General features: G+C 59.9%; 19 protein-coding genes, 4 tRNA genes, 3 rRNA genes and 1 pseudogene. 13 read left to right on the top strand and 14 right to left on the bottom strand.

The features are described 5' to 3' along the window. Positions 1-226: 226 nt before the first annotated feature. From FPB55_RS16075 to FPB55_RS16095, 5 genes are all read right to left on the bottom strand, one after another. Positions 227-526 carry a DUF6388 family protein gene (locus FPB55_RS16075; RefSeq protein WP_009683823.1) on the bottom strand — a complete coding sequence of 100 codons (300 nt, stop codon included), beginning with the start codon at positions 524-526 and terminating at the stop codon, positions 227-229. Positions 527-722: 196 nt separating this feature from the next. After that, positions 723-798 (bottom strand) — tRNA-His (locus tag FPB55_RS16080). Positions 799-834: 36 nt separating this feature from the next. Further along, positions 835-919 (bottom strand) — tRNA-Leu (locus FPB55_RS16085). Positions 920-970: 51 nt separating this feature from the next. Further along, positions 971-1,046: transfer RNA gene (locus FPB55_RS16090), tRNA-His, on the bottom strand. A 41-nt stretch (positions 1,047-1,087) separates the two neighbouring features. Then, positions 1,088-1,164, bottom strand: a tRNA-Arg gene (locus FPB55_RS16095). A gap of 270 nt (positions 1,165-1,434) precedes the next feature. Here FPB55_RS16095 and folD point away from each other — a divergent pair. The 4 genes from folD to FPB55_RS16115 all read left to right on the top strand — a co-directional run bounded on the left by folD (position 1,435) and on the right by FPB55_RS16115 (position 5,460). Next, positions 1,435-2,289 (top strand): bifunctional methylenetetrahydrofolate dehydrogenase/methenyltetrahydrofolate cyclohydrolase FolD, encoded by an 855-nt coding sequence (gene folD, locus FPB55_RS16100; protein WP_009682641.1) that lies wholly within the window; start codon positions 1,435-1,437, stop codon positions 2,287-2,289. Between the two features lie 426 nt (positions 2,290-2,715). Further along, positions 2,716-4,026, top strand: coding sequence for a C4-dicarboxylate transporter DctA (locus tag FPB55_RS16105; protein ID WP_009682642.1), 1,311 nt, complete (start codon positions 2,716-2,718; stop codon positions 4,024-4,026). A 44-nt stretch (positions 4,027-4,070) separates the two neighbouring features. Further along, positions 4,071-4,775 (top strand): FCD domain-containing protein, encoded by a 705-nt coding sequence (locus FPB55_RS16110; RefSeq protein WP_029884962.1) that lies wholly within the window; start codon positions 4,071-4,073, stop codon positions 4,773-4,775. 16 nt (positions 4,776-4,791) lie between these two features. After that, complete coding sequence (locus FPB55_RS16115) at positions 4,792-5,460, top strand: GntR family transcriptional regulator (protein WP_064314576.1); 669 nt, start codon at positions 4,792-4,794, stop codon at positions 5,458-5,460. A gap of 86 nt (positions 5,461-5,546) precedes the next feature. On the opposite strand, the gene FPB55_RS16120 is transcribed toward FPB55_RS16115, so the two are convergent. Next, positions 5,547-5,975: a PACE efflux transporter gene (locus FPB55_RS16120; RefSeq protein WP_009682645.1), complete on the bottom strand. Its 429-nt coding sequence runs from the start codon at positions 5,973-5,975 to the stop codon at positions 5,547-5,549. A gap of 101 nt (positions 5,976-6,076) precedes the next feature. Between FPB55_RS16120 and FPB55_RS16125 the strand changes: the two genes are divergently transcribed. From FPB55_RS16125 to FPB55_RS16135, 3 genes are all read left to right on the top strand, one after another. Continuing rightward, positions 6,077-6,955 (top strand): LysR family transcriptional regulator, encoded by an 879-nt coding sequence (locus FPB55_RS16125; protein WP_009682646.1) that lies wholly within the window; start codon positions 6,077-6,079, stop codon positions 6,953-6,955. Positions 6,956-7,097: 142 nt separating this feature from the next. After that, on the top strand, positions 7,098-8,984 hold the full coding sequence (gene mcpA, locus FPB55_RS16130) for a methyl-accepting chemotaxis protein McpA (protein ID WP_144188653.1): 1,887 nt from the start codon (positions 7,098-7,100) through the stop codon (positions 8,982-8,984). 132 nt (positions 8,985-9,116) lie between these two features. Then, entirely contained in the window at positions 9,117-9,902 is a 786-nt protein-coding gene (locus FPB55_RS16135) for a sulfite exporter TauE/SafE family protein (RefSeq protein ID WP_009682648.1), read from the top strand. On the opposite strand, the gene FPB55_RS16140 is transcribed toward FPB55_RS16135, so the two are convergent. From FPB55_RS16140 to FPB55_RS16160, 5 genes are all read right to left on the bottom strand, one after another. Then, the gene (locus FPB55_RS16140; protein WP_009682649.1) at positions 9,884-10,444 is read right to left on the bottom strand and encodes a histidine phosphatase family protein; all 561 of its coding nucleotides are present in this window, start codon (positions 10,442-10,444) and stop codon (positions 9,884-9,886) included. The two genes, FPB55_RS16135 and FPB55_RS16140, sit on opposite strands and share 19 nt — an antisense overlap. Positions 10,445-10,509: 65 nt before the next feature. Further along, on the bottom strand, positions 10,510-12,318 hold the full coding sequence (locus tag FPB55_RS16145; RefSeq protein WP_115294388.1) for an ABC transporter ATP-binding protein/permease: 1,809 nt from the start codon (positions 12,316-12,318) through the stop codon (positions 10,510-10,512). A 214-nt stretch (positions 12,319-12,532) separates the two neighbouring features. Then, positions 12,533-12,648 (bottom strand): 5S ribosomal RNA (gene rrf, locus FPB55_RS16150). Positions 12,649-12,782: 134 nt separating this feature from the next. Further along, positions 12,783-15,675 (bottom strand): 23S ribosomal RNA (locus tag FPB55_RS16155). Positions 15,676-15,956: 281 nt separating this feature from the next. After that, positions 15,957-17,493: ribosomal RNA gene (locus FPB55_RS16160) — 16S ribosomal RNA — on the bottom strand. Together the 16S, 23S and 5S rRNA genes form the textbook arrangement of a ribosomal RNA operon. A 539-nt stretch (positions 17,494-18,032) precedes the next feature. Between FPB55_RS16160 and rhtA the strand changes: the two genes are divergently transcribed. Further along, positions 18,033-18,920 (top strand): threonine/homoserine exporter RhtA, encoded by an 888-nt coding sequence (gene rhtA, locus FPB55_RS16170; RefSeq protein WP_054911752.1) that lies wholly within the window; start codon positions 18,033-18,035, stop codon positions 18,918-18,920. A gap of 189 nt (positions 18,921-19,109) precedes the next feature. Then, positions 19,110-19,391, top strand: a complete 282-nt coding sequence (locus FPB55_RS16175; protein WP_009684158.1) for a hypothetical protein — start codon at positions 19,110-19,112, stop codon at positions 19,389-19,391. Between the two features lie 40 nt (positions 19,392-19,431). Here the strand turns inward: FPB55_RS16175 and FPB55_RS16180 are convergent, their stop codons facing one another. Beyond that, positions 19,432-21,240 (bottom strand): aminopeptidase P family protein, encoded by a 1,809-nt coding sequence (locus FPB55_RS16180; protein ID WP_144188655.1) that lies wholly within the window; start codon positions 21,238-21,240, stop codon positions 19,432-19,434. 186 nt (positions 21,241-21,426) lie between these two features. Between FPB55_RS16180 and FPB55_RS16185 the strand changes: the two genes are divergently transcribed. Beyond that, the gene (locus FPB55_RS16185) at positions 21,427-22,539 is read left to right on the top strand and encodes a DUF3182 family protein (protein WP_144188657.1); all 1,113 of its coding nucleotides are present in this window, start codon (positions 21,427-21,429) and stop codon (positions 22,537-22,539) included. Then, positions 22,523-23,293, top strand: a complete 771-nt coding sequence (locus FPB55_RS16190) for an alpha/beta hydrolase (RefSeq protein WP_054906204.1) — start codon at positions 22,523-22,525, stop codon at positions 23,291-23,293. The genes FPB55_RS16185 and FPB55_RS16190 overlap by 17 nt, the downstream gene beginning before the upstream one ends. On the opposite strand, the gene FPB55_RS16195 is transcribed toward FPB55_RS16190, so the two are convergent. Then, a complete protein-coding gene (locus FPB55_RS16195) occupies positions 23,272-23,652 on the bottom strand; it encodes an antibiotic biosynthesis monooxygenase (RefSeq protein ID WP_009684162.1) in 381 nt (126 codons plus the stop codon). The genes FPB55_RS16190 and FPB55_RS16195 overlap by 22 nt on opposite strands. A gap of 83 nt (positions 23,653-23,735) precedes the next feature. Here FPB55_RS16195 and FPB55_RS16200 point away from each other — a divergent pair. Then, a pseudogene (locus tag FPB55_RS16200) lies at positions 23,736-23,915 on the top strand (cysteine hydrolase); the annotation flags it as partial. 78 nt (positions 23,916-23,993) lie between these two features. On the opposite strand, the gene FPB55_RS16205 reads toward FPB55_RS16200, so the two are convergent. Further along, positions 23,994-24,557, bottom strand: coding sequence for an XRE family transcriptional regulator (locus FPB55_RS16205; protein WP_144188659.1), 564 nt, complete (start codon positions 24,555-24,557; stop codon positions 23,994-23,996). An 84-nt stretch (positions 24,558-24,641) separates the two neighbouring features. Between FPB55_RS16205 and FPB55_RS16210 the strand changes: the two genes are divergently transcribed. Further along, positions 24,642-25,592, top strand: coding sequence for a DMT family transporter (locus FPB55_RS16210; RefSeq protein ID WP_115294395.1), 951 nt, complete (start codon positions 24,642-24,644; stop codon positions 25,590-25,592). Positions 25,593-25,599: the final 7 nt, after the last annotated feature.

Consider the following 25,599-nt stretch of genomic DNA (forward strand, 5'->3'; position numbering starts at 1 on the left):
CGTTAGCCGGCGTTAGCCCGACTCCAGAATCAAGGGCAAGCATTCTAGTGAGTCGCGCGGCAGAAGTCACCCCACACGGGACGACGGGAAACCACGCCGGTCGATTAGCTTTCAAGGCCCGCACGGCGTGCCGCCGGGCCTCCTTCATCAAGAGCGGCACCCTGCCCATGGCGCAGTGCAGCCGTAATAACTTGTCAAACAACTGCCAGTGGCGAATTCGCTGCCTTTATTCAGGGTCGATTTCGTTGAACTGACAGTATTCTTCCCACTCCAGACCCAGCGCCTCGGCGACCTCGCGGTGCGTTTCAAGGCGCATGGCCCGCAACTGTTCCGGGCTTTCGGCGATCAGTTGCAGCGCCAGCTCCCAGGGCTGCAGCCCCTGCTCCTGGGCCGCATCTTCGAACGCCCACTCGATTTGCTGGGCCTGCTCGCGCGCATCCAGCTCGCGAATCTCCTCGAGCAGCTGCGGGTTGGCGTCGGCAAATCGCTGCAGCGCCAAGGCCTGACGGGCTTCTTTTGCAATCATCGGGCTGTTCCTCTGCCGGCCAACGGGGCCGGCGCTTCAACCGGCTGAAATCTAACAGCTTTTATTGGGCTGCCACCAGAGCATTGCAAGGGGGGAATCACGAAGATTTTGTGCTGAACCGTGCAGTGCCCGCATGACGGAGCAATGAAAACAAAAAAGGCGCCTGATCTCACGACCAAGGCGCCTCTTTAAAATATGGGGTGGACGATGGGAATCGAACCCACGACAACTGGAATCACAATCCAGCGCTCTACCAACTGAGCTACGCCCACCATAGTGCGGTGTTACAGTACAACCTTACAAAAACATGGTGCGGACGAAGAGACTCGAACTCTTACAGCTTGCGCCGCTGGAACCTAAATCCAGTGTGTCTACCAATTTCACCACGTCCGCGTAACGCTTAAAACAAAGGCGCCAGATGCTATCGAGGCGCCTTCGAAAATATGGGGTGGACGATGGGAATCGAACCCACGACAACTGGAATCACAATCCAGCGCTCTACCAACTGAGCTACGCCCACCATATTGCATTACAGCCAACTTGCTTGCCAAAGCTGCCTAATGGCGCACCCGGCAGGACTCGAACCTGCGACCATCCGCTTAGAAGGCGGATGCTCTATCCAGCTGAGCTACGGGCGCTTAAGCTTCAAGCCTAACCGAACAAGTATTTAACAGCTAACTGCCAAACGACCCATTCTGCCCGACTTAGCCAACCAGTGCTAGGCTGTGCCCGACAAGTGCGGCGAATCTTATAGGCGACCCCGAAAGTCGTCAACACCTTTTTCAAAAAAATTTAAATTATTTAAGGGCTTAGGGGATTTGCCCGACCACCCGCCTTTGCCCTTCGCCCATGTCGTGCGAGAATGCGCGCTCTTTATTGTTTCCTTCTCGATGGTTAATCACGCGTCTATGACTGCACACCTAATCGATGGCAAGGCAATCGCCGCCAGCCTGCGCCAGCAGATCGCTCAACGTGTCGTGGAGCGTCGCCAGCAAGGCCTGCGTACGCCGGGCCTGGCGGTGATCCTGGTCGGCACCGACCCCGCCTCCCAAGTCTATGTCTCGCACAAGCGCAAGGACTGCGAAGAGGTCGGCTTCATTTCGCAGGCTTTCGACCTGCCCGCCGAGACCACGCAAGAAGCCCTGACCGAGCTGATCGACCGTCTTAACGACGACCCGGCCGTCGACGGCATTCTGCTGCAGTTGCCGCTGCCGGCGCACCTGGAGGCGTCGCTGCTGCTTGAGCGCATTCGCCCTGACAAGGACGTGGACGGCTTCCACCCGTACAACATCGGCCGCCTGGCCCAGCGTATTCCGCTGCTGCGCCCCTGCACACCAAAAGGCATCATGACCCTGCTGGAAAGCACCGGCCAGGATCTGTACGGCATGAACGCCGTCATCGTCGGCGCTTCCAACATCGTTGGCCGCCCAATGGCCATGGAGCTGCTGCTGGCCGGCTGCACCGTGACTGTCTGCCACCGCTTTACCAAGGACTTGGCCGGCCATGTAGGCCGCGCCGATCTGGTGGTGGTGGCCGCAGGCAAGCCGGGCCTGGTCAAAGGTGAGTGGATCAAGGAAGGCGCCATCGTGATCGACGTGGGCATCAACCGCCAGGCAGATGGCAAGCTGGTCGGCGATGTGGTCTACGAGACTGCCCTGCCCCGCGCCGGCTGGATCACCCCAGTACCGGGCGGGGTTGGGCCAATGACCCGGGCGTGCCTGCTGGAGAACACGCTGTACGCGGCGCAAGAGCTGCACAAGTAAAATTCGCACCTAGCGAAAACGGCACCTCTGGCAGGTGCCGTTTTTTTTGCCCGGCTCGAGGGCCCGGGCTTGATGCAAAGAGAAGAAATGGCGACCGCAAGGCGGGATTGGCAGGTAGCTTGCATTGGCCGTAGGGGGCGGGCCCTGCTCGAATCAGGTTCAAGGGTATCACCGGCACCGGGGGCGTGTTCGCTCACGCGCCCTGCTCAATCATGAACTTCCCGCTGCGCACCGAACTAGAGCGCGGCAGGCCCACTCGCCCCATAACTGGTCAGACCGGTAAGGCCAAAAACCCTTGCAAAGAACGATTTTTCGCGCTTTTATGGCCTGGCGCTGAACAAACCGGTAAGACCACAATAATTAAGTCCTGCGCTCTTTCGCCCCGTGCGGCTACCGAAGCAAGGACACCGATCTGAGACTTCTCCCATGCTCAAATGGTGCTCGCGTTCGATATTCCTGCAAGTCGTGCTTGGCCTTGCCCTCGGCATTGCCTGCGGCCTCAGCTTCCCCGACCTTTCGCTACAACTCAAACCCCTAGGCGACGGCTTCATCAAGCTGATCAAGATGCTCATCGGCCTGATCGTGTTCTGCGTGGTGGTCAGTGGTATCTCGGGCGCCGGCGACCTGAAAAAGGTCGGGCGCATCGGCTTGAAGTCGGTAATCTACTTTGAAGTGCTGACCACCCTGGCGTTGGTGATCGGCCTGGTATTCGCCTTCAGCAGCGGCATCGGCAGCGGCGCCAATATTCACCTGGACCAACTGTCCAGTGCCGATGCCAGCAGCCTGGCCGAGCGCGGTCAACACATCCATGGCGCCGCAGCGTTCTTCATGGACCTGATCCCTACCTCGGTGATCGGCGCCTTCGCCGACAACAACATCCTTCAGGTGCTGCTGTTTTCGGTGCTGTTCGGCAGCGCATTGAACCTGGTGGGCGACTCGGCCGCCGGCATTTCGCGGCTGATCAACGAACTAAGCCATGTGATCTTCCGCATCATGGGCATGATCGTGCGCCTGGCCCCGATCGGTGTATTCGGTGCCATCGCCTTCACCACCAGCAAATACGGCCTGGAATCGCTGCAGCACCTGGGCGGCCTGGTAGCGCTGTTCTACCTGACCTGTGCAGGCTTCGTGCTGATCGTGCTGGGTACCGTGATGCGCCTGTCGGGCCTGAAACTGTTGCCACTGATCAAGTACCTGCGTGAAGAGCTGACCATCGTGCTGGGCACCGCCTCTTCCGACGCCGTTCTGCCGCAGATCATGCGCAAGCTGGAACACCTGGGCATCGGCAGTTCCACGGTGGGGCTGGTGATTCCCACCGGCTACTCGTTCAACCTGGACGGTTTCTCCATCTACCTGACGCTGGCCATCGTGTTCATCGCCAACGCCACCGGCACACCGCTGGAGATGACTGACCTGCTGACCATTCTGCTGGTGTCGCTGGTAACTTCGAAAGGCGCGCACGGCATCCCTGGCTCGGCGCTGGTGATCCTGGCGGCCACGTTGACTGCCGTACCGGCGATTCCGGTTGTCGGCCTGGTGCTGGTACTTGCGGTGGACTGGTTCATGGGCATCGGCCGGGCACTGACCAACCTGATCGGCAACTGTGTAGCCACCGTGGCGATTGCCCGCTGGGAAAAAGACATCGACCTGGAGCGTGCCAACAACGTACTGGCAGGCAAACCCGGCTTTGCCCCGTTGCCACGCAAACAGCCCAATGCCCACCAGCAGGAATTCTGAGCGAACGTGGCCGGCACTGATGCCGGCCCTTCAAGGAGCGAACTGTGATCAGCTCATCGACCGTCGTCAATTCAGTGGTGGAAAAACTCCGCCAGGCCCTGGCCCGCGGCCAGTGGCGCAGCGGCGACATGCTGCCAGGCCAGCGCGAGCTGGCTGAACAACTGGGCATCAGCCGGCCCAGCCTGCGCGAGGCGGTAACCGTGCTGGAAACCCTGGGCCTGGTGCGCGCGCTGCCGGGCAAGGGTGTACTGGTGCTGGAGGCCGAAGCCGCCGCCCTGGAACCGGGGCTGGATACCAGCGCCGCCGCCAGCCTGGCTGACGTACTGGAACTGCGCTACACCCTTGAACCGTTCATCGTCGGCCTGGTGGCACAATCGGCCAACAGCCAGGATGTTGGCCAGTTGCGCCTCACCCTGATGGACATGCGCGAAGCGCTGGAGGCCGATGACAGCGAAGCTGGGGTCAGGGCCTATATCGCTTTCCATGAGGCCCTCTTCGCCCTGACCACCAACCCGATCTTCCAGAGTGTCGTGCAGCAGACCGGCAACGCCCTTAAACAGAGCGCCGACATGCTGCGCAACTCACCGGAGCATCTGGCTGCAAGGCTGAAGGAGAACGAGGCCGTAGTACGCGCCATTCGCGAACGCAACAGTGCCCTGGCCAGTGCCCAGATGCGCCAGCACATCCTGGCCGAGGGCGCGCGCATGGGCATCCCGCTGAACATCCCGGATGAACACCTGCATCCATGACCTGAGGAGAGCGACCATGAACGCCGCCCCCCACTTGCCTGCCCTGCTCGCGGCCGGCGAAACCCGCCTGTCGGCCGAGCAAATCTACCCACGGCTGTTCGACGCCATTCTCGAACAGCGCCTGCCCCCCGGCAGCCTGCTGCCCGAGCAGGCGTTGGGCCAGGCGTTTGGGGTCAGCCGTACCGTGATCCGCCGCGTGCTCGGGCGCCTGTGTGACCAGCAAGTGGTGGTGCAGCGCCCGAGCCACACCGCGCACCTGGCAGCCCCCGACCCCGAGCAGGCGCGGCAGGTGCTCAGTGCCCGGCGGCTGGCGGAGACCACCCTGATCACCCTGGCCGCACAGCGCGCCCGCCCTGCGCAGATACGTCAACTGCGCCAGTTGGTTGAACGTGAGCGCCAGCACCATGAAAGTGGCGAGCGTTGCGCGGCGATCCGCCTGGGTGGCGAGTTCCACCTCAAACTGGCGCAAGTGGCGGCCAATGCACCCCTGGCACGGTTTCTCAACGGCCTGGTGCCGATGACCTCGCTGATCATTGCCCGCTACGAGTCGCCGTGCTGCGAACATTGTGCGTGGGAAGAACACGCGGCGATCATCGATGCCGTGGAGCAAGGCGATGCCGAGGCGGCATTGGGGCTGATGCACACCCACCTCGACCGGCTGGAAGACAAACTCGACCTGGCGTAGCCCGCGCGCAAGGGCCAAGCCCGCTCCTGACGGCCATGCACCGGTCCAGCAGCGGGTGTACCAGGCGGTGGCCTGTAGCGCCCGAGTCAAGCCTTGGCCATGGCCGAGGTCGGTAAGCCGAAGATCCGGTCAAACACCCAGTTGTAGGCGAAGGTGTAGCAAGGGATCAGCACAATGAACGCCATGTCCACCAGCAGTGCCTCTACCAGTGTCATGTCCAGCCACCAGGCAATCAGCGGGATCAGATACACCACCAGGGTCAGCTGAAAGCCGACCGCATGCGCCACCCGTCGCGCCACGCTGCGGCCGCGCTTGGCCTGGCGGCTTTCCCAGCGCTCGAACAACGTGTTGAAAATCAGGTTCCAGAGCATGGCAATGGTTGTGATCATCACCGCCAATGGCCCGGTATGCGACGCCTGGGTCTCTGACAGATAAGCCAGCCCGAGGGTCGACATGCTCAGCCCTATCAGCTCATAGCACGTCACGTACACCAGTTTGCGCTTCAAACCCTGCACCTGCATTTCCCTCCAATACCAATAACGAAGGGCGCGATAATGCTTCACCTCGCTTGACAGCAAAAGTCAGCAGCTGTCAGATCTGCTGACAGGAGGCTGCCATGAACTTTTCCAGCGACAACATCCAGCTGTTTCTTGCCGTGCTCGACCGCGGCTCGTTCTCCGCCGCCGCTCGCGCCCTCAAACGGGTACCGTCGGCGGTCAGCATGGCCATTGGCAATCTGGAAGCGGAGCTGGGATACAGCTTGTTCGAACGCGGGCCCCGCGAAGTTCGGCCCACCGCCCGGGCCTTGGCCCTGGAACCGCACGCCAGGCTGATTGCCGAGCAACTCGGGCTGTTGCAAGTCCATGCCTTGGAGCTCTCACAGGGGCTAGAAAGCAGCCTGACGCTGGCGGTGGTGCCGGACATCGATCACCGCCCGTTGCTGGCGGCTATCGCCGACCTCGGTGTGCGCCACCCATTGCTCGATATCGCTTTGCTCAGCGCCCCGCAGGAAGAGGCCCTGCACTTGCTGGACAGCGGCCGCGCCGATCTTTGCGTGGCCTTCGCTGGCCTGCAGGTGGATGCGCGCCGGGGCTTTCAGCACATCGGTATGGAAGCCTTGGTAGCTACCCTCGCCCCTAGCCACCCGGCGCTGCGTGAAGCACGCATCCACTACCTCGAAGACCTGACCCGGGTGCGCCAGATCCTCGTGCGCAGCCGGGACCTGCCGCTGGCCGATCCACGCCCGCTGATCGGCGCCACGCACTGGTCGACCGACAGCTTCGACCTGGCCCTGCAGATGGTCGAAGCCGGCCTGGGCTGGGGCGACCTGCCGTTGTCTCGGGTAGCCCCACTGCTGGCAACCGGGCGCTTGGTGCGCCTGGCCTTTCGTAATACGCGCAACGAGTTGCAACTGCCGGTGCATATCCTGTGGCGCAAACAACAGCCACTGCAGCAAGCGGCGAGGTTGCTGATAGAGCAACTGGCCAAGGGCTGAGTGCCGTCTGTCGAAAGGTCTGTAAGAAATTACTGTAAGTACTTCAATGTTTTACCCCCCGAGCCGATATCCCGGTCGATAGGCCCCGCAGAACGTCATAAGCGCGCTGCGTCCTCCCCACATTGGCTCAAGGTCTCGAAACATGAACCTGAAATTTCGCCACAAGATCCTGCTCAGTGCCTGCGGCGTCGTGGTCCTGGCATTCGCCCTGTTCACGCTTTATAACGACTACCTGCAACGCAACACTATCCGCCAGAACATAGAAGCCTCGGTGCAGCAGGCCGGGGCCTTGACCGCCAGCAGCGTGCAAAACTGGATGAGCGGCCGCATCCTGGTGCTGGAAAACCTGGCCCAGGATATCGGCCAGCAGGGTGCCGGCGAGACCCTGGCCGGGTTGATCGAGCAACCCTCCTACACCCGCAACTTCCTGTTCACCTACCTCGGTCAGGCCAACGGGGTGTTCACCCAGCGCCCGGACGCCCAGATGCCTGCCGGCTACGACCCACGGCAACGGCCCTGGTATGCAGCGGCGGCCAATGCCGGGCAAACGGTGCTGACGCCACCGTACCAGGGTGCGGTCGGCGGCCTGATGGTCACTATCGCCACCCCGGTGAAAAGCAAGGCCACGGGGGAAATGATCGGTGTGGTTGGCGGTGACCTGACCCTCGATACCCTGGTGGAGATCATCAACTCGGTGGATTTCGGTGGTCTCGGCCACGCCTTCCTCGCCGATGCCAATGGCCAGGTGATCGTCAGCCCGAACAAAGACCAGGTCATGAAAAACCTGAAGGACATCTACCCCGGCAGCGACCTGCGCGTTGCCGCCGGCATGCAGGATGTCACCCTGAACGGTCAGGACCGGATCATTTCGTTCGCGCCGGTCGCCGGGCTGCCTTCGGCCCAGTGGTACATCGGCTTGTCGATCGACAAGGACAAGGCCTACGCCGCACTCAGCCAGTTCCGCACATCGGCCATCATCGCCATGCTGATTGCCGTGGCGGCCATTGCCGGCCTGCTGGGCCTGCTGATTCCACTACTGATGCGCCCGCTGACCACCATGGGCCGCGCCTTGCGCGATATCGCCGAGGGAGAAGGCGACCTGACCCGCCGTCTGGTGGTGCAGAACCAGGACGAATTCGGCGAACTGGCAACGTCGTTCAACCGCTTTGTCGAACGCATTCACGCCTCGATCAGCGAAGTGTCGTCGGCCACCCGCCTGGTGCATGACCTGTCGGAGAAAGTGGTCAGCGCGTCGAATGCGTCGATCAGTGGCTCCGAAGAGCAGAGCATGCGCACCAACAGCGTGGCCGCAGCCATCAACGAGCTGGGCGCCGCGACCCAGGAAATCGCGCGCAACGCCGCAGATGCCTCGCAGCATGCCAGTGGTGCCAGCGAGCAGGCCCACGGTGGCCGGGAAGTGGTGGAAGAAGCGATCAACGCCATGACTGCGCTGTCGCAGCGCATCAGCGAATCGTGCGCACAGATTGAAACGCTCAATGCCAGCACTGATGAAATCGGCAAGATTCTGGACGTGATAAAAGGCATCTCGCAGCAGACCAACTTGCTGGCACTGAACGCTGCGATCGAGGCGGCACGCGCGGGCGAAGCGGGTAGAGGCTTTGCCGTGGTGGCCGACGAGGTGCGCAACCTGGCCCACCGGACCCAGGAATCGGCAGAAGAAATCCACCGCATGATCACCAGCCTGCAAGTCGGTTCCCGCGAAGCGGTGCACACCATGAACACCAGCCAGGTGTCCAGCGAGCAAACCGTGCAAGTGGCCAACCAGGCCGGTGAGCGGCTGGCTAGCGTCACCCAGCGTATTGGCGAGATCGACGGCATGAACCAGTCGGTGGCCACCGCTACCGAAGAGCAGACCGCCGTGGTCGAAAGCCTCAATCTGGACATTACCCAAATCAATGCGCTGAACCAGCAAGGGGTAGAGAACCTTAACGAAACCCTGCGCCACTGCGATCAACTGGCGCAGCAGGCCGGCCGGTTGAAGCAATTGGTGGGGAGTTTCCGGATCTGAGAACCCGGGGGCGCCCAGCGCCCCCATCTTTACGCGGTTATAACCTAATAACGAACAAGTCTATTTGGCTATAAAAAAATCTATATGCTGGCTGCATCCGATAACGGGCAATGTTGGGCGGTCGAGTAGCGTATGGATGTAGGTTCTTTTGGTTTCACCATTGCGGGACTGGTCGTGGGTTTCATCGTCGGCATGACCGGCGTCGGTGGCGGTTCGCTGATGACCCCGATCCTGTTGTGGTTCGGTATCAACCCGGCGACGGCCGTCGGCACCGATCTGCTCTATGCCGCCATCACCAAGGCCAGTGGCGTCTGGGTGCATGCACGTAACAAGAACATCGACTGGAAGATCACCGGCCTGCTCAGCCTCGGCAGCGTGCCTGCGGCCGCATTGACCCTGTGGTTCCTGAGCACCCTGCATACCGACACATCGGCGCTCAATGCCATCATCAAGCAAGGCCTGGCGGTGGTGTTGATCCTCACCGCGCTGGCCATTCTGTTCAAATCGCGGCTGCAGGCTTTCGCCAGCCACCATGCCGGCGATCACTACCACCTCAGCGCAGGTACCCTGAATACCCTCACCGTGCTGACCGGCGTGGTGCTGGGGGTGATGGTGACCCTGACCTCCATCGGCGCCGGCGCCCTGGGTACCGTGGCGTTATTCCTGCTGTACCCGTTTCTGGTCACCCGTCGCCTGGTCGGTACGGAAATCGCCCATGCCGTGCCGCTAACGCTGGTGGCAGGCCTTGGCCATGCCGGCATGGGCAATATGGACTGGTCGTTACTGGGCTACCTGCTGCTGGGTTCTCTGCCGGGCATCTACCTGGGCAGCCACCTCACCGGGCGGATCTCCGACCGCGTGCTGCGTCCGTGCCTGGCCGCCATGCTGTTGTTGATCGGCTACAAGCTGGCGTTCTGAACCTCACCCAGGCGCAGCCGCCACTGCCCGGTATGGCTCAGTTCCAGACGTGACAGCGGCAACACATCGATACGCTGCCCGGCACTCATCGGGCAGCCCAGTACCTGCACCAGCACAGCACGTATGACCTGCGGATGGGTGACCGCCAGCCATTCACCCGGCCTGTCGAAAGCCGCCAGCCAGGCGGCCATCCGCTGGCACAGCGCAGCGAACGACTCCCCGCCATGCACGTTACTGGCTGGCTCCCGTAACCAATCGGCCAACGCTTCTGGCTGCTCGGCCTGCAACTGCTTCAGCGCCATGCCCTGCCAATGCCCGAGGTCGCAATCGGCCAAGGCGGGCTCGACATGCACCGTGCTCGACAACCACGCCGCTGTTTCGCAGGCGCGCCGCTCTGGCGCCGTCAGCAACTGCACCGCTGGCAGGAGAGGCGCCGGCGGTTGCGAAAGCGGCAGGATGCCGTCATCAGCGCAGTGCAGGCGCCCAGTCTTCTGGGCCTGAGTCAGGGCATGGCAAAAAAGGGTCAAACGGGTAGCTTTCATCAAGTGCCTCGGGTGGCGGGCTGGTGCACAGTGTTTGGCATGCTGCGAGGCAGGCATGCTGAACACTATGCCAGCGCAGGCGCCTGCGCCACCAATGACCAACCGCCACGCCCATCCACCTCCAGCCGGTGAGTATGAAAACCTGCCAGGGTGCTTCGGTGCCCGACACTGAGCAACAGTGCACCAGGCATTTCCGAGCGCAGCAGCGCATAAAGGGCATGCTCGAGCCCCTCATCCATCGCTGAGGTGGACTCATCAAGAAACACCACCTGCGGCCGGTTGAACAGAACCCGGGCAAAAGCCAGGCGCTGCTGCTCGCCCACCGACAGAATATGCGCCCAATCGCAGCTGACCTCCAGGCGCTCGGCCAGGTGCCCAAGATTGACCTGGTGCAGTACCTGCTGCATACGCGCCTGATCCTCGGGCTGCCCCACCGCCGGGTAGGCAATGACCGTGCGCAGGTCCCCCAAAGGCAAATAGGGACGCTGCGACAGGAACAGCGCCTGATGGCCCAGTGGGCGCCGCACCTCCCCTTCGGCATAGGGCCACAGGCCGGCCAGGGCGCGTAGCAGGGTAGTCTTGCCGCTGCCTGAAGGCCCCTTGATCAACAGCGCCTGGCCAGCTTGCAGGCTCAGGTTCAGATCAGTGATCAGGGCGTGTCCATCCGGGCGCAGCACTTTCAGGTCGGCAATCTGCAGCGCATGGGCCTGCTCCGCGGTGAGTACCCGCGGCAATACCCTTGCCTGCGCGTTGGCATCGAGAAAACCGGTCAGACGGTCCAGCGTAGCCCGGTACTGCGCGAATGCATCGTACGATTCACGAAAGAACGACAGTGCATCCTGCACCTGCCCAAATGCCTGAGACGTTTGCATGACGTCACCCAGCTTGATTGCCCCGCTGAAGAAGCGCGGTGCCTGCAGAATGAACGGGAACACGACTGCCACCTGGCTGACCCCCAGGTTGAAACCACTGAACTTGAGGTTTCGGAATACCAGCGCCCAGGCATTCACGATCAGTGCCGCGAAGCGCCCCAGCAAGGTGCCCCGCTCAACCTCGGCACCTTGGTAGAAAGCGACATTCTCGGCATTCTCACGCAGGCGCATCAGCGCATAGCGGAAGTTGGCGGTGAGCTTTTCGTTGAGGAAGTTCAGGCGAATCAAAGGCTGGCCCAGGCGGAAGGCGATCCAGGTGGCGACGACCACATACAGGTACACGGCAAACACCATCGCCCTGGGAATTTCAACACCGGCCACGGCCAACGGCGCTGACAACCCCCAGAGGATCCCGGTGAACGCCACCAGGGACACCAGCGCACTGACTGCCCCCAAGGCCAAGGACAGGGAGTTGCTGACGAAGGCGTTTACGTCCAGCTCGATACGCTGGTCGGGGTTGTCGATCGGTTCAGCAAGAAATTGTCCACGGTAGTAAGCATCACCGTGCATCCAGTCACGGGTCAGGCGCTCGGTCAACCATACCCGCCAGGTGATGCTGAAGGCCTGGTTCACATAGAAAGAGCACAGCGAGCGCAGCACATGGATGCTGGCCAGCACGGCGAAGACCCCGAGCAGGTACCAGAATGCCCCTTGGTCCAGCCCCTGCAAAGCGCTGTAAAACCCGTTGTACCAGAACGAGAACAGCACATTGAGGCGTACGGAAAACAACGTCAGCACCAGCAGCAACGCAAACACCAGCAGTGGCCGCCAACTGCGTTTGTAACTGAAATAAGGCCCCGCAAGTTGCCAGAACTGGCTGCCCCAGCGGGTGTAGCGTACGGCCAGAATAGCGGCGGCAGTGAAGCCGACAAAGGTGATGAACGAGGCGATTGCCAGCCAATTCAGGCTCTCTTGCAAGGCCTGGTGCCAGTTCATGTCCATGGTGAATGTCCGTGCTGAGTATTTCCGCGAGCGTAGCACTGCCCTATAACGCTTCAGGCATACATGACGTACATTTCATGAAAGCTGGCTGGCACGGGCTGCGCCCGTGTTCGCGGGCACGCCCGCTCCCACAGTGATGGTGCCGGGGATTATTTTTGGCCCATAAAGACAAAACCCCTACCTGCATGTGCAGATAGGGGTTTTGCGAAATGAATCTTGACGATGACCTACTCTCACATGGGGAAACCCCACACTACCATCGGCGATGCATCGTTTCACTGCTGAGTTCGGGATGGGATCAGGTGGTTCCAATGCTCTATGGTCGTCAAGAAATTCTGTAGCCAGAATGTCCAGATGGACAGCCCAGCGAATTCGGATATGTGATGTTTGTGATGCGTTGCGAACTTTCGGTTCATGTCATCTTCACCACCGCAATCTGCGTCAGCAAATTGCTTGGGTGTTATATGGTCAAGCCTCACGGGCAATTAGTATTGGTTAGCTCAACGCCTCACAGCGCTTACACACCCAACCTATCAACGTCGTAGTCTTCGACGGCCCTTTAGGGGATTCAAGATCCCAGTGAGATCTCATCTTGAGGCAAGTTTCCCGCTTAGATGCTTTCAGCGGTTATCTCTTCCGAACATAGCTACCCGGCAATGCCACTGGCGTGACAACCGGAACACCAGAGGTTCGTCCACTCCGGTCCTCTCGTACTAGGAGCAGCCCCTCTCAAATCTCAAACGTCCACGGCAGATAGGGACCGAACTGTCTCACGACGTTCTAAACCCAGCTCGCGTACCACTTTAAATGGCGAACAGCCATACCCTTGGGACCGGCTTCAGCCCCAGGATGTGATGAGCCGACATCGAGGTGCCAAACACCGCCGTCGATATGAACTCTTGGGCGGTATCAGCCTGTTATCCCCGGAGTACCTTTTATCCGTTGAGCGATGGCCCTTCCATACAGAACCACCGGATCACTAAGACCTACTTTCGTACCTGCTCGACGTGTTTGTCTCGCAGTCAAGCGCGCTTTTGCCTTTATACTCTACGACCGATTTCCGACCGGTCTGAGCGCACCTTCGTACTCCTCCGTTACTCTTTGGGAGGAGACCGCCCCAGTCAAACTACCCACCATACACTGTCCTCGATCCGGATAACGGACCTGAGTTAGAACCTCAAAGTTGCCAGGGTGGTATTTCAAGGATGGCTCCATGAGAACTGGCGTCCCCACTTCAAAGCCTCCCACCTATCCTACACAAGCAAATTCAAAGTCCAGTGCAAAGCTATAGTAAAGGTTCACGGGGTCTTTCCGTCTAGCCGCGGATACACTGCATCTTCACAGCGATTTCAATTTCACTGAGTCTCGGGTGGAGACAGCGCCGCCATCGTTACGCCATTCGTGCAGGTCGGAACTTACCCGACAAGGAATTTCGCTACCTTAGGACCGTTATAGTTACGGCCGCCGTTTACCGGGGCTTCGATCAAGAGCTTCGCTTGCGCTAACCCCATCAATTAACCTTCCGGCACCGGGCAGGCGTCACACCCTATACGTCCACTTTCGTGTTTGCAGAGTGCTGTGTTTTTAATAAACAGTCGCAGCGGCCTGGTATCTTCGACCGGCATGAGCTTACGGAGCAAGTCCTTCACCCTCGCCGGCGCACCTTCTCCCGAAGTTACGGTGCCATTTTGCCTAGTTCCTTCACCCGAGTTCTCTCAAGCGCCTTGGTATTCTCTACCTAACCACCTGTGTCGGTTTGGGGTACGGTTCCCAGTTATCTGAAGCTTAGGAGCTTTTCTTGGAAGCATGGTATCAACCACTTCGTCGCCTAAAGGCAACTCGTCATCAGCTCTCGGCCTTGAAATCCCGGATTTGCCTAAGATTCCAGCCTACCACCTTAAACCTGGACAACCAACGCCAGGCTGGCCTAACCTTCTCCGTCCCTCCATCGCAATAACTGGAAGTACAGGAATATTAACCTGTTTTCCATCGACTACGCTTTTCAGCCTCGCCTTAGGGACCGACTAACCCTGCGTCGATTAACGTTGCGCAGGAAACCTTGGTCTTTCGGCGTGCGAGTTTTTCACTCGCATTGTCGTTACTCATGTCAGCATTCGCACTTCTGATACCTCCAGCAAGCTTCTCAACTCACCTTCACAGGCTTACAGAACGCTCCTCTACCGCATCACCAAAAGATGATACCCGTAGCTTCGGTGCATGGTTTGAGCCCCGTTACATCTTCCGCGCAGGCCGACTCGACTAGTGAGCTATTACGCTTTCTTTAAAGGGTGGCTGCTTCTAAGCCAACCTCCTAGCTGTCTAAGCCTTCCCACATCGTTTCCCACTTAACCATGACTTTGGGACCTTAGCTGACGGTCTGGGTTGTTTCCCTTTTCACGACGGACGTTAGCACCCGCCGTGTGTCTCCCATGCTCGGCACTTGTAGGTATTCGGAGTTTGCATCGGTTTGGTAAGTCGGGATGACCCCCTAGCCGAAACAGTGCTCTACCCCCTACAGTGATACATGAGGCGCTACCTAAATAGCTTTCGAGGAGAACCAGCTATCTCCGAGCTTGATTAGCCTTTCACTCCGATCCACAGGTCATCCGCTAACTTTTCAACGGTAGTCGGTTCGGTCCTCCAGTCAGTGTTACCTAACCTTCAACCTGCCCATGGATAGATCGCCCGGTTTCGGGTCTATACCCAGCGACTAAACGCCCTATTAAGACTCGCTTTCGCTACGCCTCCCCTATTCGGTTAAGCTCGCCACTGAATATAAGTCGCTGACCCATTATACAAAAGGTACGCAGTCACCTAACAAAGTAGGCTCCCACTGCTTGTACGCATACGGTTTCAGGTTCTATTTCACTCCCCTCTCCGGGGTTCTTTTCGCCTTTCCCTCACGGTACTGGTTCACTATCGGTCAGTCAGTAGTATTTAGCCTTGGAGGATGGTCCCCCCATATTCAGACAAAGTTTCTCGTGCTCCGTCCTACTCGATTTCATTGATAAGAGATTTTCGTGTACGGGGCTATCACCCACTATGGCCGCACTTTCCAGAGCGTTCCACTAATCTCAAACCAACTTAAGGGCTGGTCCCCGTTCGCTCGCCACTACTAAGGGAATCTCGGTTGATTTCTTTTCCTCAGGGTACTTAGATGTTTCAGTTCCCCTGGTTCGCCTCTTGCACCTATGTATTCAGTACAAGATACTCAGCTTATGCTGAGTGGGTTCCCCCATTCAGAGATCTCTGGATCACAGTCTGTTTGCCGACTCCCCAAAGCTTATCGCAGGCTACCACGTCTTTCATCGCCTCTGACTGCCAAGGCATCCACCGTATGCGCTTCTTCACTTGACCATATAACCCCAAGCAATCTGGTTATACTGTGAAGACGACATTCGCCGAAAATTCGCATTTCGCTCAGTTAAGAGCAGAACTCAAAAATTTTACCTTAGCCTGATCACGCACCAGTGAAAGTGCATGTCAGTCTATATCTATCACATATCCGAATTTTTAAAGAACGGTCTGACAAAAGTCAGAAATCAACATTCATCAACGAATGTTCATTTCTGAATTCTCATCAGCAAATGAATCAAGCAATTCGTGTGGGAGCTCATCAGCAGGCTGATGTCGTCGATTAAGGAGGTGATCCAGCCGCAGGTTCCCCTACGGCTACCTTGTTACGACTTCACCCCAGTCATGAATCACACCGTGGTAACCGTCCTCCCGAAGGTTAGACTAGCTACTTCTGGTGCAACCCACTCCCATGGTGTGACGGGCGGTGTGTACAAGGCCCGGGAACGTATTCACCGCGACATTCTGATTCGCGATTACTAGCGATTCCGACTTCACGCAGTCGAGTTGCAGACTGCGATCCGGACTACGATCGGTTTTGTGAGATTAGCTCCACCTCGCGGCTTGGCAACCCTCTGTACCGACCATTGTAGCACGTGTGTAGCCCAGGCCGTAAGGGCCATGATGACTTGACGTCATCCCCACCTTCCTCCGGTTTGTCACCGGCAGTCTCCTTAGAGTGCCCACCATAACGTGCTGGTAACTAAGGACAAGGGTTGCGCTCGTTACGGGACTTAACCCAACATCTCACGACACGAGCTGACGACAGCCATGCAGCACCTGTGTCAGAGTTCCCGAAGGCACCAATCCATCTCTGGAAAGTTCTCTGCATGTCAAGGCCTGGTAAGGTTCTTCGCGTTGCTTCGAATTAAACCACATGCTCCACCGCTTGTGCGGGCCCCCGTCAATTCATTTGAGTTTTAACCTTGCGGCCGTACTCCCCAGGCGGTCAACTTAATGCGTTAGCTGCGCCACTAAAATCTCAAGGATTCCAACGGCTAGTTGACATCGTTTACGGCGTGGACTACCAGGGTATCTAATCCTGTTTGCTCCCCACGCTTTCGCACCTCAGTGTCAGTATCAGTCCAGGTGGTCGCCTTCGCCACTGGTGTTCCTTCCTATATCTACGCATTTCACCGCTACACAGGAAATTCCACCACCCTCTACCGTACTCTAGCTTGCCAGTTTTGGATGCAGTTCCCAGGTTGAGCCCGGGGCTTTCACATCCAACTTAACAAACCACCTACGCGCGCTTTACGCCCAGTAATTCCGATTAACGCTTGCACCCTCTGTATTACCGCGGCTGCTGGCACAGAGTTAGCCGGTGCTTATTCTGTCGGTAACGTCAAAACAGCAAGGTATTAACTTACTGCCCTTCCTCCCAACTTAAAGTGCTTTACAATCCGAAGACCTTCTTCACACACGCGGCATGGCTGGATCAGGCTTTCGCCCATTGTCCAATATTCCCCACTGCTGCCTCCCGTAGGAGTCTGGACCGTGTCTCAGTTCCAGTGTGACTGATCATCCTCTCAGACCAGTTACGGATCGTCGCCTTGGTGAGCCATTACCTCACCAACAAGCTAATCCGACCTAGGCTCATCTGATAGCGCAAGGCCCGAAGGGCCCCTGCTTTCTCCCGTAGGACGTATGCGGTATTAGCGTTCCTTTCGAAACGTTGTCCCCCACTACCAGGCAGATTCCTAGGCATTACTCACCCGTCCGCCGCTGAATCAAGGAGCAAGCTCCCGTCATCCGCTCGACTTGCATGTGTTAGGCCTGCCGCCAGCGTTCAATCTGAGCCATGATCAAACTCTTCAGTTCAATACTGCTTGGGTTTTTAAGAAACCCTAAACTTGGCTCAGCAATCTCAAATGACTATGTGATTTCTCGCATGGCCACTTGTGATGCTGATAATCTTTTTGACTATCAGTCCGTACTCACAAGCACCCACACGAATTGCTTGATTCGATTTGTTAAAGAGCGGTTGGCTAAGAGTGTTTCGTCTCAACCGAGGCGCGCATTCTACGCTTTCCTCATTTGCTGTCAAGCGTTTATTTTGAAGTTTTTTGCGAGAAACTCGTTTAGCTTCAAACACTTGACTCAACACAGTGGCTGGCAGTGCCTGCTACCGCGTTGGAATGGTGCGCATTATAGGGCGGCGTTTTTGTAGGTCAACCTTTAATTTCAATAATTTAGGTTTTCCGCAGAATCCCTGCAGCCGAGCAACAGCGTGCTCGCCCTGCACCCTGCCCTGCACGCTAGCCAGCGCTAGAAAACCTCTGCAGGGCACCTTGCCCATCATCCTGCTAATTGCGCACTATATTGCTCACCCCTCCCCCTCCAAGGAATGCCGCCCTTAAATGAACACCCAGCCCCGCAGCCTGGCCGCCACCCTCTTTCCGATAGGCTTGCTGCTGATTGCCATGGCCTCGATCCAGTCAGGCGCTTCCTTGGCCAAGAGCATGTTCCCCATCGTTGGCGCACAAGGCACCACCACCCTGCGGCTGATCTTCGCCAGCATCATCATGCTGCTGATACTGCGCCCCTGGCGGGTTCGCCTGACCGCCAAAACCCTGCGCAACGTCATCATTTATGGCATGGCCCTGGGCGGCATGAATTTCCTCTTTTATATGGCACTGCAAACGGTGCCCATCGGCATTGCCGTGGCCCTTGAGTTCACCGGTCCGCTAGCCGTGGCGCTGCTGTCGTCGCGTCGACCCACCGACTTCCTTTGGATCGCATTGGCCATTGTTGGCTTGCTGCTCTTGCTGCCAGCCGGCCATGGCGGGCAAGCACTTGACCCTGTGGGCGCAGCCTATGCCCTGGGGGCGGGTGTTTGCTGGGCACTGTATATCCTGTTCGGGCAACGCGCCGGCGCCGAGCATGGCATCCAGAGTGCCGCCCTGGGGGTTGTGGTAGCCGCCCTGTTCGTCGCACCTATCGGCATCGCCCATGCCGGCAGCGCACTGCTCACCCCGGCGCTGATTCCCGTAGCGCTCGCCGTTGCAGTGCTGTCCACCGCCCTGCCCTACAGCCTGGAGATGGTTGCCCTGACGCGCATTCCGGCGCGCACTTTCGGCACCCTCATGAGCATCGAGCCTGCATTCGGGGCGCTGTCGGGCCTTTTGTTCCTTGGCGAAGTTCTGACAGTCACCCAATGGCTGGCGATCCTGGCGATCATTGCGGCCTCTGTGGGCACCACGCTGTCGATGCGAAAAGAAACCAGCCCACCCATCGCCGCCGACTGATATGAGAAATATTTTCATTTGAGACCGTATTAATGATTGTCGCGATCGGCCCCGCTGATTAAGCTGTCACAGCATCACGATCTTCACGCGCTCTACTGAAGCGAACATTGGCGCTGAGGAAATTCAGGAAGAACCGAAGCGATAACGACAGGGTCTGACATCGGATTCGCCCTGCATATAAGGACAGGAATGAAACGTATTTTTCTCATCCTGGCCATCTTGGCTATTGCTGGATGTGCCGCCACGGCCAAGACCGAGGTCAAGAAGGGCAAAAAGGGCCTGCATATCAATTGCTCCGGCCTTTCATCCTCGTGGGACAAGTGTTACAGCAAGGCTGCAAGCGCTTGCAGCACCCGCGGTTACCGGGTGGTCGCACGGTCTGGTGACAGCGACGAAGAAGACGGTGACTATTTGTTCGGCATCAACCCAGCGGGCTACACCAGCCGCAGCATGATCGTCATCTGCAAATAGCAGCAAGGGCAGCGCATCGGCTGCCCTTTTTCGCCGCGCTTTACAGCGGCGCGGTGCGCGCTTCGAGCCAGCCAAGCGCCTCCCCTTTCAACAACGGGGCCAAACGCTCGCGCACGTGGGCATGATAGCCATTGAGCCACTCCAGTTCGCATTGGGTCAGTCGTTCGGGCAGGAGGCAGCGGGTGTCGATCGGGCACAGCGTCAAGGTCTCGAAGTTCAGGAAGTCACCGAAGGCGCTCGTGCCTGCTTCGCGGTTGACCACCAGATTCTCGATGCGTACCCCCCATTGCCCAGGCCTGTAGGTGCCCGGCTCGATCGAGCTGATCATGCCCGCCTGCATGGCCGTATGGGGCGCCGGTGCCGCCTGGTAGGCAATCACTTGCGGCCCCTCATGCACATTGAGGAAATAGCCCACCCCGTGCCCGGTCCCATGCCCGTAGTCGACCTGGTCAGCCCAGATCGGCGCGCGCGCAATGGCATCGAGCAGGGGCGACAGGATGCCACGGGGAAACGTGGCCCGCGACAGGGCGATCATGCCCTTGAGCACGCGGGTGCAGTCTTCCTTCTGCGCGTGGCTGGGAACACCCACCGGCACCATGCGAGTGATGTCAGTAGTCCCCCCCAGGTACTGCCCACCCGAATCGATCAGCAACAGCCCGTTGCCTTCGATGCGTGCATGCGACTGCTCGGTGGCGCGGTAATGCGGCATCGCACCATTGGCATTGAAGGCTGCAATGGTCGAAAAGCTCAGCGACACGAAATTCGCCCGCCGTGCACGTGCGGCACTCAATTGCTCGTCCACGGTCAGTTCGGTGACGACCTCTCGACCAAGGTTGGCTTCCAGCCAGGCGAAGAATTCGCACAATGCCGCCCCGTCTTCCTCCATGACCTGACGGATGTAGGGGAGATCAGCGTCACCCTTGCAGGCCTTGCTCAGGGTGGTGGGGTTCAGCCCCTCGACCAGCTCCACACCCACCGGCAAGTTGGCCAACAGGCTGCAGGTGACGCGTGCCGGGTCCAGCAGCAGCCGGCTGCCTGCCGCCACGGCAGCCAGCGCCTGCCCTGCTTCGCTGTAGTCGCGCACTTCGACACCGTCGCTCGCCAGTACCTGGCGCAGGTGCGCATCCACCTTGCCCTGGCCAACGAACAGCATGGCCTGCTGCTGGCTGATCAAGGCGAAGGCCAGAAACACCGGGTTGTATGAGACGTCGCTACCGCGCAGATTGAACAGCCAGGCGATGTCATCGAGGGTGGCAATGAAGTGCCAGTCGGCCCCCTTGGCCTGCATGGCCTGGCGCAACTGCGCGAGCTTTTGCGCCCGGCTCGTCGTGGCGTGCGGCTGCAAATGCTGATAGACCGGATTGCCAGGCAGCGCCGGGCGCCCGTCCCACACCTCGCCCAGCAGGTCCTGGTCGGTCACCAGCCGCGCCCCGCGCGCCTTCAGGCGCTCTGCCAATTGCCGCGCCGAGGCCAATGCCATGACGGCACCGTCGACTGCCACGGTGCCGTTGGGCTCAGCGTGCTCTCCCAGCCACTCCAGCGCGCCAGGCTTGCCCGGCGACAGCTTCATCAGCTCGATGCCACTGCCGGCCAATTCATGCTCGGCCTGTTCCCAGTAGCGGCTATCGACCCATAGCCCGGCAAACGCCGAGGTCACCACCAGTGTACCCACCGAGCCATGAAACCCCGACAGCCACTGGCGCCCTTGCCAATAGCCGGGCAGGTATTCGGAGAGGTGCGGGTCGGCTGAAGGCACCAGCAAGGCATCGATGTGCCTTGCCGCCATGGCCTGGCGCAGACGCATCAGGCGCTGTGGCACGCTGTATTCAAAGGGGGTCTGCACGTTCATGCGCTCTCCTGCGGCTACATCACGGTTGATCCAATAGGCGGATAATGGAGCAGGCGCCAAAGCCCTGCAATCGCCCAGGCGCGAACCGGAACCGTCCTACACAAGGACCGCCGATCAAGTATTGCTGAACTTCCCCAGGGTCACGGCTTCACACACTGTACATTCGCCACACACAGGCAGCAGACCATGCCCAGTGCCTGCCCCGCTAAAACTGCCGTCGTGCTGCTCGACACTCGGGAACATACACCCGAGCATGAGCGGGCCGTGCACCTGAAGCTCGCCGAGGGCCTGGCACGCTTGCTGGGCTGCCCCCATGTGCAGCCCACCCGGCTGCCTGTTGCCACCGACAACTGCTATTGCATCCCGACCGAAACCCTGACCGACACCGAGCAGGCTGCCAGCCTGGGCATTGTCAGTGAGTCCGATCTATTCGGCGGCGTGGTACCCTGCCCCTACATGGCCACCAAAGCCATTTCCCACCCCCTGCCTGCGGGAGCCTCCGGCCCTGAGGGCTGGACCGACGGCTTCGCCCGCCAGGCCGGCGACGCCTTGCTGCGCGGTTTTACGGTGTTCAGCAAACCCGATGCCCGCCATGCTGCAGCCTTGCTGTTGCGCGCTGGCCCTGTGCGGGTCAAGCCAGTACGGGCCAGCGCAGGCCGCGGGCAACAGGTGATCACAGAACTGGATCAGCTGACCCCTTTGCTGAACGGTATGGACGACCAGCAGTTGGCGGTATGGGGACTGGTGCTGGAAGAAGACCTGAGCCAAGTGCAGACCTTCAGCGTTGGTCAGGTCAGGGTGGCCGGCCTCACCTGCAGCTACCATGGCACCCAGCAACTCACCCGTGACCATCAGGGCTGCGAGGTGTACGGGGGATCTGACCTGATCGTAATCCGTGGCGACTATCAGGCCCTGTTGCAACGCCCCCTTGAAGATCACCTGCGGCTGGCCGTGAACCAGGCCATGGCCTACGAACAGGCTGCCGAACGGCATTTTCCGGGCTTTGTAGCGTCGCGGCGCAACTACGATATCGCCCGCGGCACCACGGCCTCCGGCCAGCCATGCAGCGGGGTACTCGAACAATCCTGGCGCCTGGGCGGTGCCAGCAGCGCCGAGCTGCTGGCCCTGCAGGCATTTGCCGACGACCCGCCACTGCAGCAGGTACGTGCGTCCACCCATGAAGTGTTCGGCAGCGCCGACCTGCCCGCGGATGCCACCCTTTTCTACCAAGGAAACGACAGTGAACTCGGACAACTCAGCAAATTTGCGCGGATTCGCGAGCATGGCCATTCAGAGTGAAACCGTCGAACTGCAGGTCGAGAACGACCGCATCGCCGGGACCTTGGTCAGCCCTGGCAGCAAGATGCCAGGTATTCTCTTCGTCCACGGCTGGGGTGGCAGCCAGCAACGTGACCTGGCTCGCGCCCGACACATCACCGGCCTGGGCTGCGTGTGCATGACCTTCGACCTGCGCGGCCATGAAAAAACCCAAAGCCAGCGCCTGACCGTTACCCGTGAGCAGAACCTGCAAGACCTGCTGGTGGCTTACGACCGCCTGATCAGCCACCCGGCGGTCGACAGCAACGCCATCGCCATCATCGGCAGCAGCTATGGCGGCTACCTGGCCACCTTGCTGACCCGCGAACGCCCGGTGAAATGGCTGGCCCTGCGGGTGCCGGCCATGTACTGGGACGAAGAATGGGACAGCCCCAAGCAAGCCCTTGATCGTCAGCGCTTGAACGCCTACCGCCAGCGCCCCCTGGGGCCGGCCGACAACCGCGCCCTGGCCGCCTGCGCCGAGTTCGTCGGTGATGTGCTGCTGGTGGAGTCCGAACAGGACGACTATGTACCGCATAGCACCCTGATGAGCTACCGCTCGGCATTTGTCAGCGCCCACTCCCTGACCCACCGCATGGTCGACGGCGCCGACCACGCGTTATCCAGTGAAGAAAGCCAGAAAGCCTACAGCTCGATGCTGGCGGCATGGATCAGCGAAATGGTCATCGGTGCCCGCCTGGACCGCTACCCACACTACGCACCGTGGTACGCCTGACCCTCCCCTACCTGGCAATGCAGGCCGCCATCGGCGCTGCGCACCAAGCTGCGCAAGGTCTGGTAGGCCGCAAAATTGACACCCCGTGCTTGGTGCCGGCGCAACAGCTCGAGGAAGGGTTCCTCATTGAAATACTCGGCCGCCGCCGACCAGGCCTGGCGTGACTGCCATTGCAGGTACTGCAGCACCCGGCTGCCATCGTCGCTTGCCTGAATGCTGACGCCTTGCAGGCCTTCGCAGCGCGCTGCCAACACTTCGCTGCGCACCACCAGCGCTTGAGCCAACGCCTGCTGGCACGGGCTTGGCACTTCATATTCGATCATCTGGGTGAACCACAGGGCTTGAGGGTTTGCCGACATCGACAGTCACCTGGCTACGGGCGCATGCAGCGCGATGCCGAGCAGGGTAAAACCTCAAGTTAAGTCAAGGTCAAGCGGTTTGTGCACGCGCCGACCTGGGCTTTGAAGTGACCTTGGTGCTCGATGCCTGCGCGACCCTGGCACTGATGTTCGACGGCAAGCAGGTGCCAGCGGCCCAGGTACAGGATGCGACCATGGCAGCGTTGGCCTTCGCCTACGCCAAAGTCGTGAAGACGAGCGAAATGGTGGCCGCACAGGCTTGAGGTGCTCGGGGCGCTTTGCGCCCCATCCCGCCGGCAGATCACTTGCAAACCACCACGGGGCGTCGAACCTGCGGGGCCTCAGATCACCACATTGCGCACAAACCGCACCGGCACAGTGCCATCGTTCCGGTAGGCGTACTGGCAATTGCTGGGGAATACCTGGAACTGCCCCACCTGCAGGCGATGTTCCATCCCCTCGATGATCAGGGTAAGTTGCCCTGCGCACACATAGATCTGCTCACTCCAACCCTCGGCATCGGCCTCGCTTGCATAACGCTCGCCCGGCGCCAGCGTCCACTCCCACAGCTCCACCTCGCGCCGCGCCGCGCTGGTGCCCAGCAAAACCGCCCGGCTCTGGGGGTGCTCGCCCGCCCAGGCCAGCTCTTCGATACGCCCTGGATCACGCAGGTCCGGCGCTTGGATCAACGTACTGAAGGCCACCCCCAACGCCTCGGCGATCAAATCCAGGGTGGTCAGGCTGACGTTCTTTTCCCCCGCCTCGATGGCCACCAGCATGCGCCGGCTAACCCCCGAGCGTTCAGCCAGCACCGCCTGGCTCATACCAGCGGCGTTGCGCAGGCTGCGAACATTGAGGCTGACGTGTTGCAGCACCGAAGCACGGTGCGCGGATTCTTTGTGCACTATATTGCTCACCGTTGTGTATTGCGCAGTATACTGCCCACTTTGCGGCGATTGTGCGCCGCCTGACGCCGAGTGTGCAAGACCATGATCCAGCCCAGCAGCAAGCCAACCCCCACCGTTACTTTTCGCCTGAGCAAGGCAGAAGTCGTGCTGGTGTTCATTACCATGTTGTGGGGCGGCACCTTTTTGCTCGTCCATAACGTGATGAGTGTCAGCGGCCCGATGTTCTTCGTCGGCCTGCGCTTTGCGGCAGCGGCGTTGTTCGTGGGCGTGGTGTCAGCGCGGGCGCTGCCTGGGCTGACCTTCACCGAACTCAAGGCCGGCATGCTGATCGGTGTCACGATCATGCTCGGCTATGGTTTGCAGACCATGGGCCTGCAAACCATCAGCAGCAGCCAGTCGGCGTTCATCACTGCGCTGTATGTGCCGTTCGTGCCCCTGTTGCAGTGGCTGGTACTCGGCCGCCGGCCAGGCCTGATGCCCAGCATCGGCATTTGCCTGGCGTTCGCCGGCCTGATGCTGCTGGCCGGCCCGGAAGGCGGCAGCCTGCATTTCAGTGAAGGCGAAATGGTGACCTTGGTCAGCGCTGTGGCGATCGCCGGCGAGATCATCCTGATCAGCCGCTACGCCGGCCAGGTCGATGTGCGTCGGGTCACCGTTGTCCAGTTGGCGACCGCGTCGGTGTTGGCGTTTTTGATGATCGTCCCGACCCAGGAGCGCATCCCCGACTTTTCCTGGCTGCTGCTGGTCAGCGCTATCGGCCTGGGCGCGATGAGTGCGGTAATCCAGGTGGCGATGAACTGGGCGCAGAAGTCGGTCTCGCCCACCCGGGCAACGCTTATTTATGCTGGTGAGCCGGTGTGGGCTGGTATCGTCGGGCGTATCGCCGGCGAACGGCTCCCCGGCGTAGCGCTGCTGGGCGGCCTGCTGATCGTGATCGCGGTGGTAGTCAGCGAACTCAAGGTACGGCGGCGCAGCGAATGCGCCACAGCGGACGGCGAACAGGTACCGGGTGAGCGGCAGGCAGGCCTATGAAGCAGCC

This window comes from Pseudomonas sp. BJP69, assembly GCF_007633355.1.
GTDB classification, from domain to species: domain Bacteria; phylum Pseudomonadota; class Gammaproteobacteria; order Pseudomonadales; family Pseudomonadaceae; genus Aquipseudomonas; species Aquipseudomonas juntendi.

Excerpts from the sequence above, each read along its gene's own strand:
- FPB55_RS16145 (WP_115294388.1), bottom strand. The coding sequence starts at position 12,318 with ATGGACATGAACTGGCACCAGGCCTTGCAAGAGAGCCTGAATTGGCTG.
- FPB55_RS16180 (WP_144188655.1), bottom strand. The coding sequence starts at position 21,240 with ATGAACGTGCAGACCCCCTTTGAATACAGCGTGCCACAGCGCCTGATG.
- FPB55_RS16135 (WP_009682648.1), top strand. The coding sequence starts at position 9,117 with ATGGATGTAGGTTCTTTTGGTTTCACCATTGCGGGACTGGTCGTGGGT.
- FPB55_RS16125 (WP_009682646.1), top strand. The coding sequence starts at position 6,077 with ATGAACTTTTCCAGCGACAACATCCAGCTGTTTCTTGCCGTGCTCGAC.
- rhtA (WP_054911752.1), top strand. The coding sequence starts at position 18,033 with ATGAACACCCAGCCCCGCAGCCTGGCCGCCACCCTCTTTCCGATAGGC.
- mcpA (WP_144188653.1), top strand. The coding sequence starts at position 7,098 with ATGAACCTGAAATTTCGCCACAAGATCCTGCTCAGTGCCTGCGGCGTC.
- FPB55_RS16195 (WP_009684162.1), bottom strand. The coding sequence starts at position 23,652 with ATGTCGGCAAACCCTCAAGCCCTGTGGTTCACCCAGATGATCGAATAT.
- FPB55_RS16175 (WP_009684158.1), top strand. The coding sequence starts at position 19,110 with ATGAAACGTATTTTTCTCATCCTGGCCATCTTGGCTATTGCTGGATGT.
- FPB55_RS16105 (WP_009682642.1), top strand. The coding sequence starts at position 2,716 with ATGCTCAAATGGTGCTCGCGTTCGATATTCCTGCAAGTCGTGCTTGGC.
- FPB55_RS16185 (WP_144188657.1), top strand. The coding sequence starts at position 21,427 with ATGCCCAGTGCCTGCCCCGCTAAAACTGCCGTCGTGCTGCTCGACACT.
- FPB55_RS16140 (WP_009682649.1), bottom strand. The coding sequence starts at position 10,444 with ATGAAAGCTACCCGTTTGACCCTTTTTTGCCATGCCCTGACTCAGGCC.
- folD (WP_009682641.1), top strand. The coding sequence starts at position 1,435 with ATGACTGCACACCTAATCGATGGCAAGGCAATCGCCGCCAGCCTGCGC.
- FPB55_RS16210 (WP_115294395.1), top strand. The coding sequence starts at position 24,642 with ATGATCCAGCCCAGCAGCAAGCCAACCCCCACCGTTACTTTTCGCCTG.
- FPB55_RS16190 (WP_054906204.1), top strand. The coding sequence starts at position 22,523 with ATGGCCATTCAGAGTGAAACCGTCGAACTGCAGGTCGAGAACGACCGC.
- FPB55_RS16115 (WP_064314576.1), top strand. The coding sequence starts at position 4,792 with ATGAACGCCGCCCCCCACTTGCCTGCCCTGCTCGCGGCCGGCGAAACC.
- FPB55_RS16075 (WP_009683823.1), bottom strand. The coding sequence starts at position 526 with ATGATTGCAAAAGAAGCCCGTCAGGCCTTGGCGCTGCAGCGATTTGCC.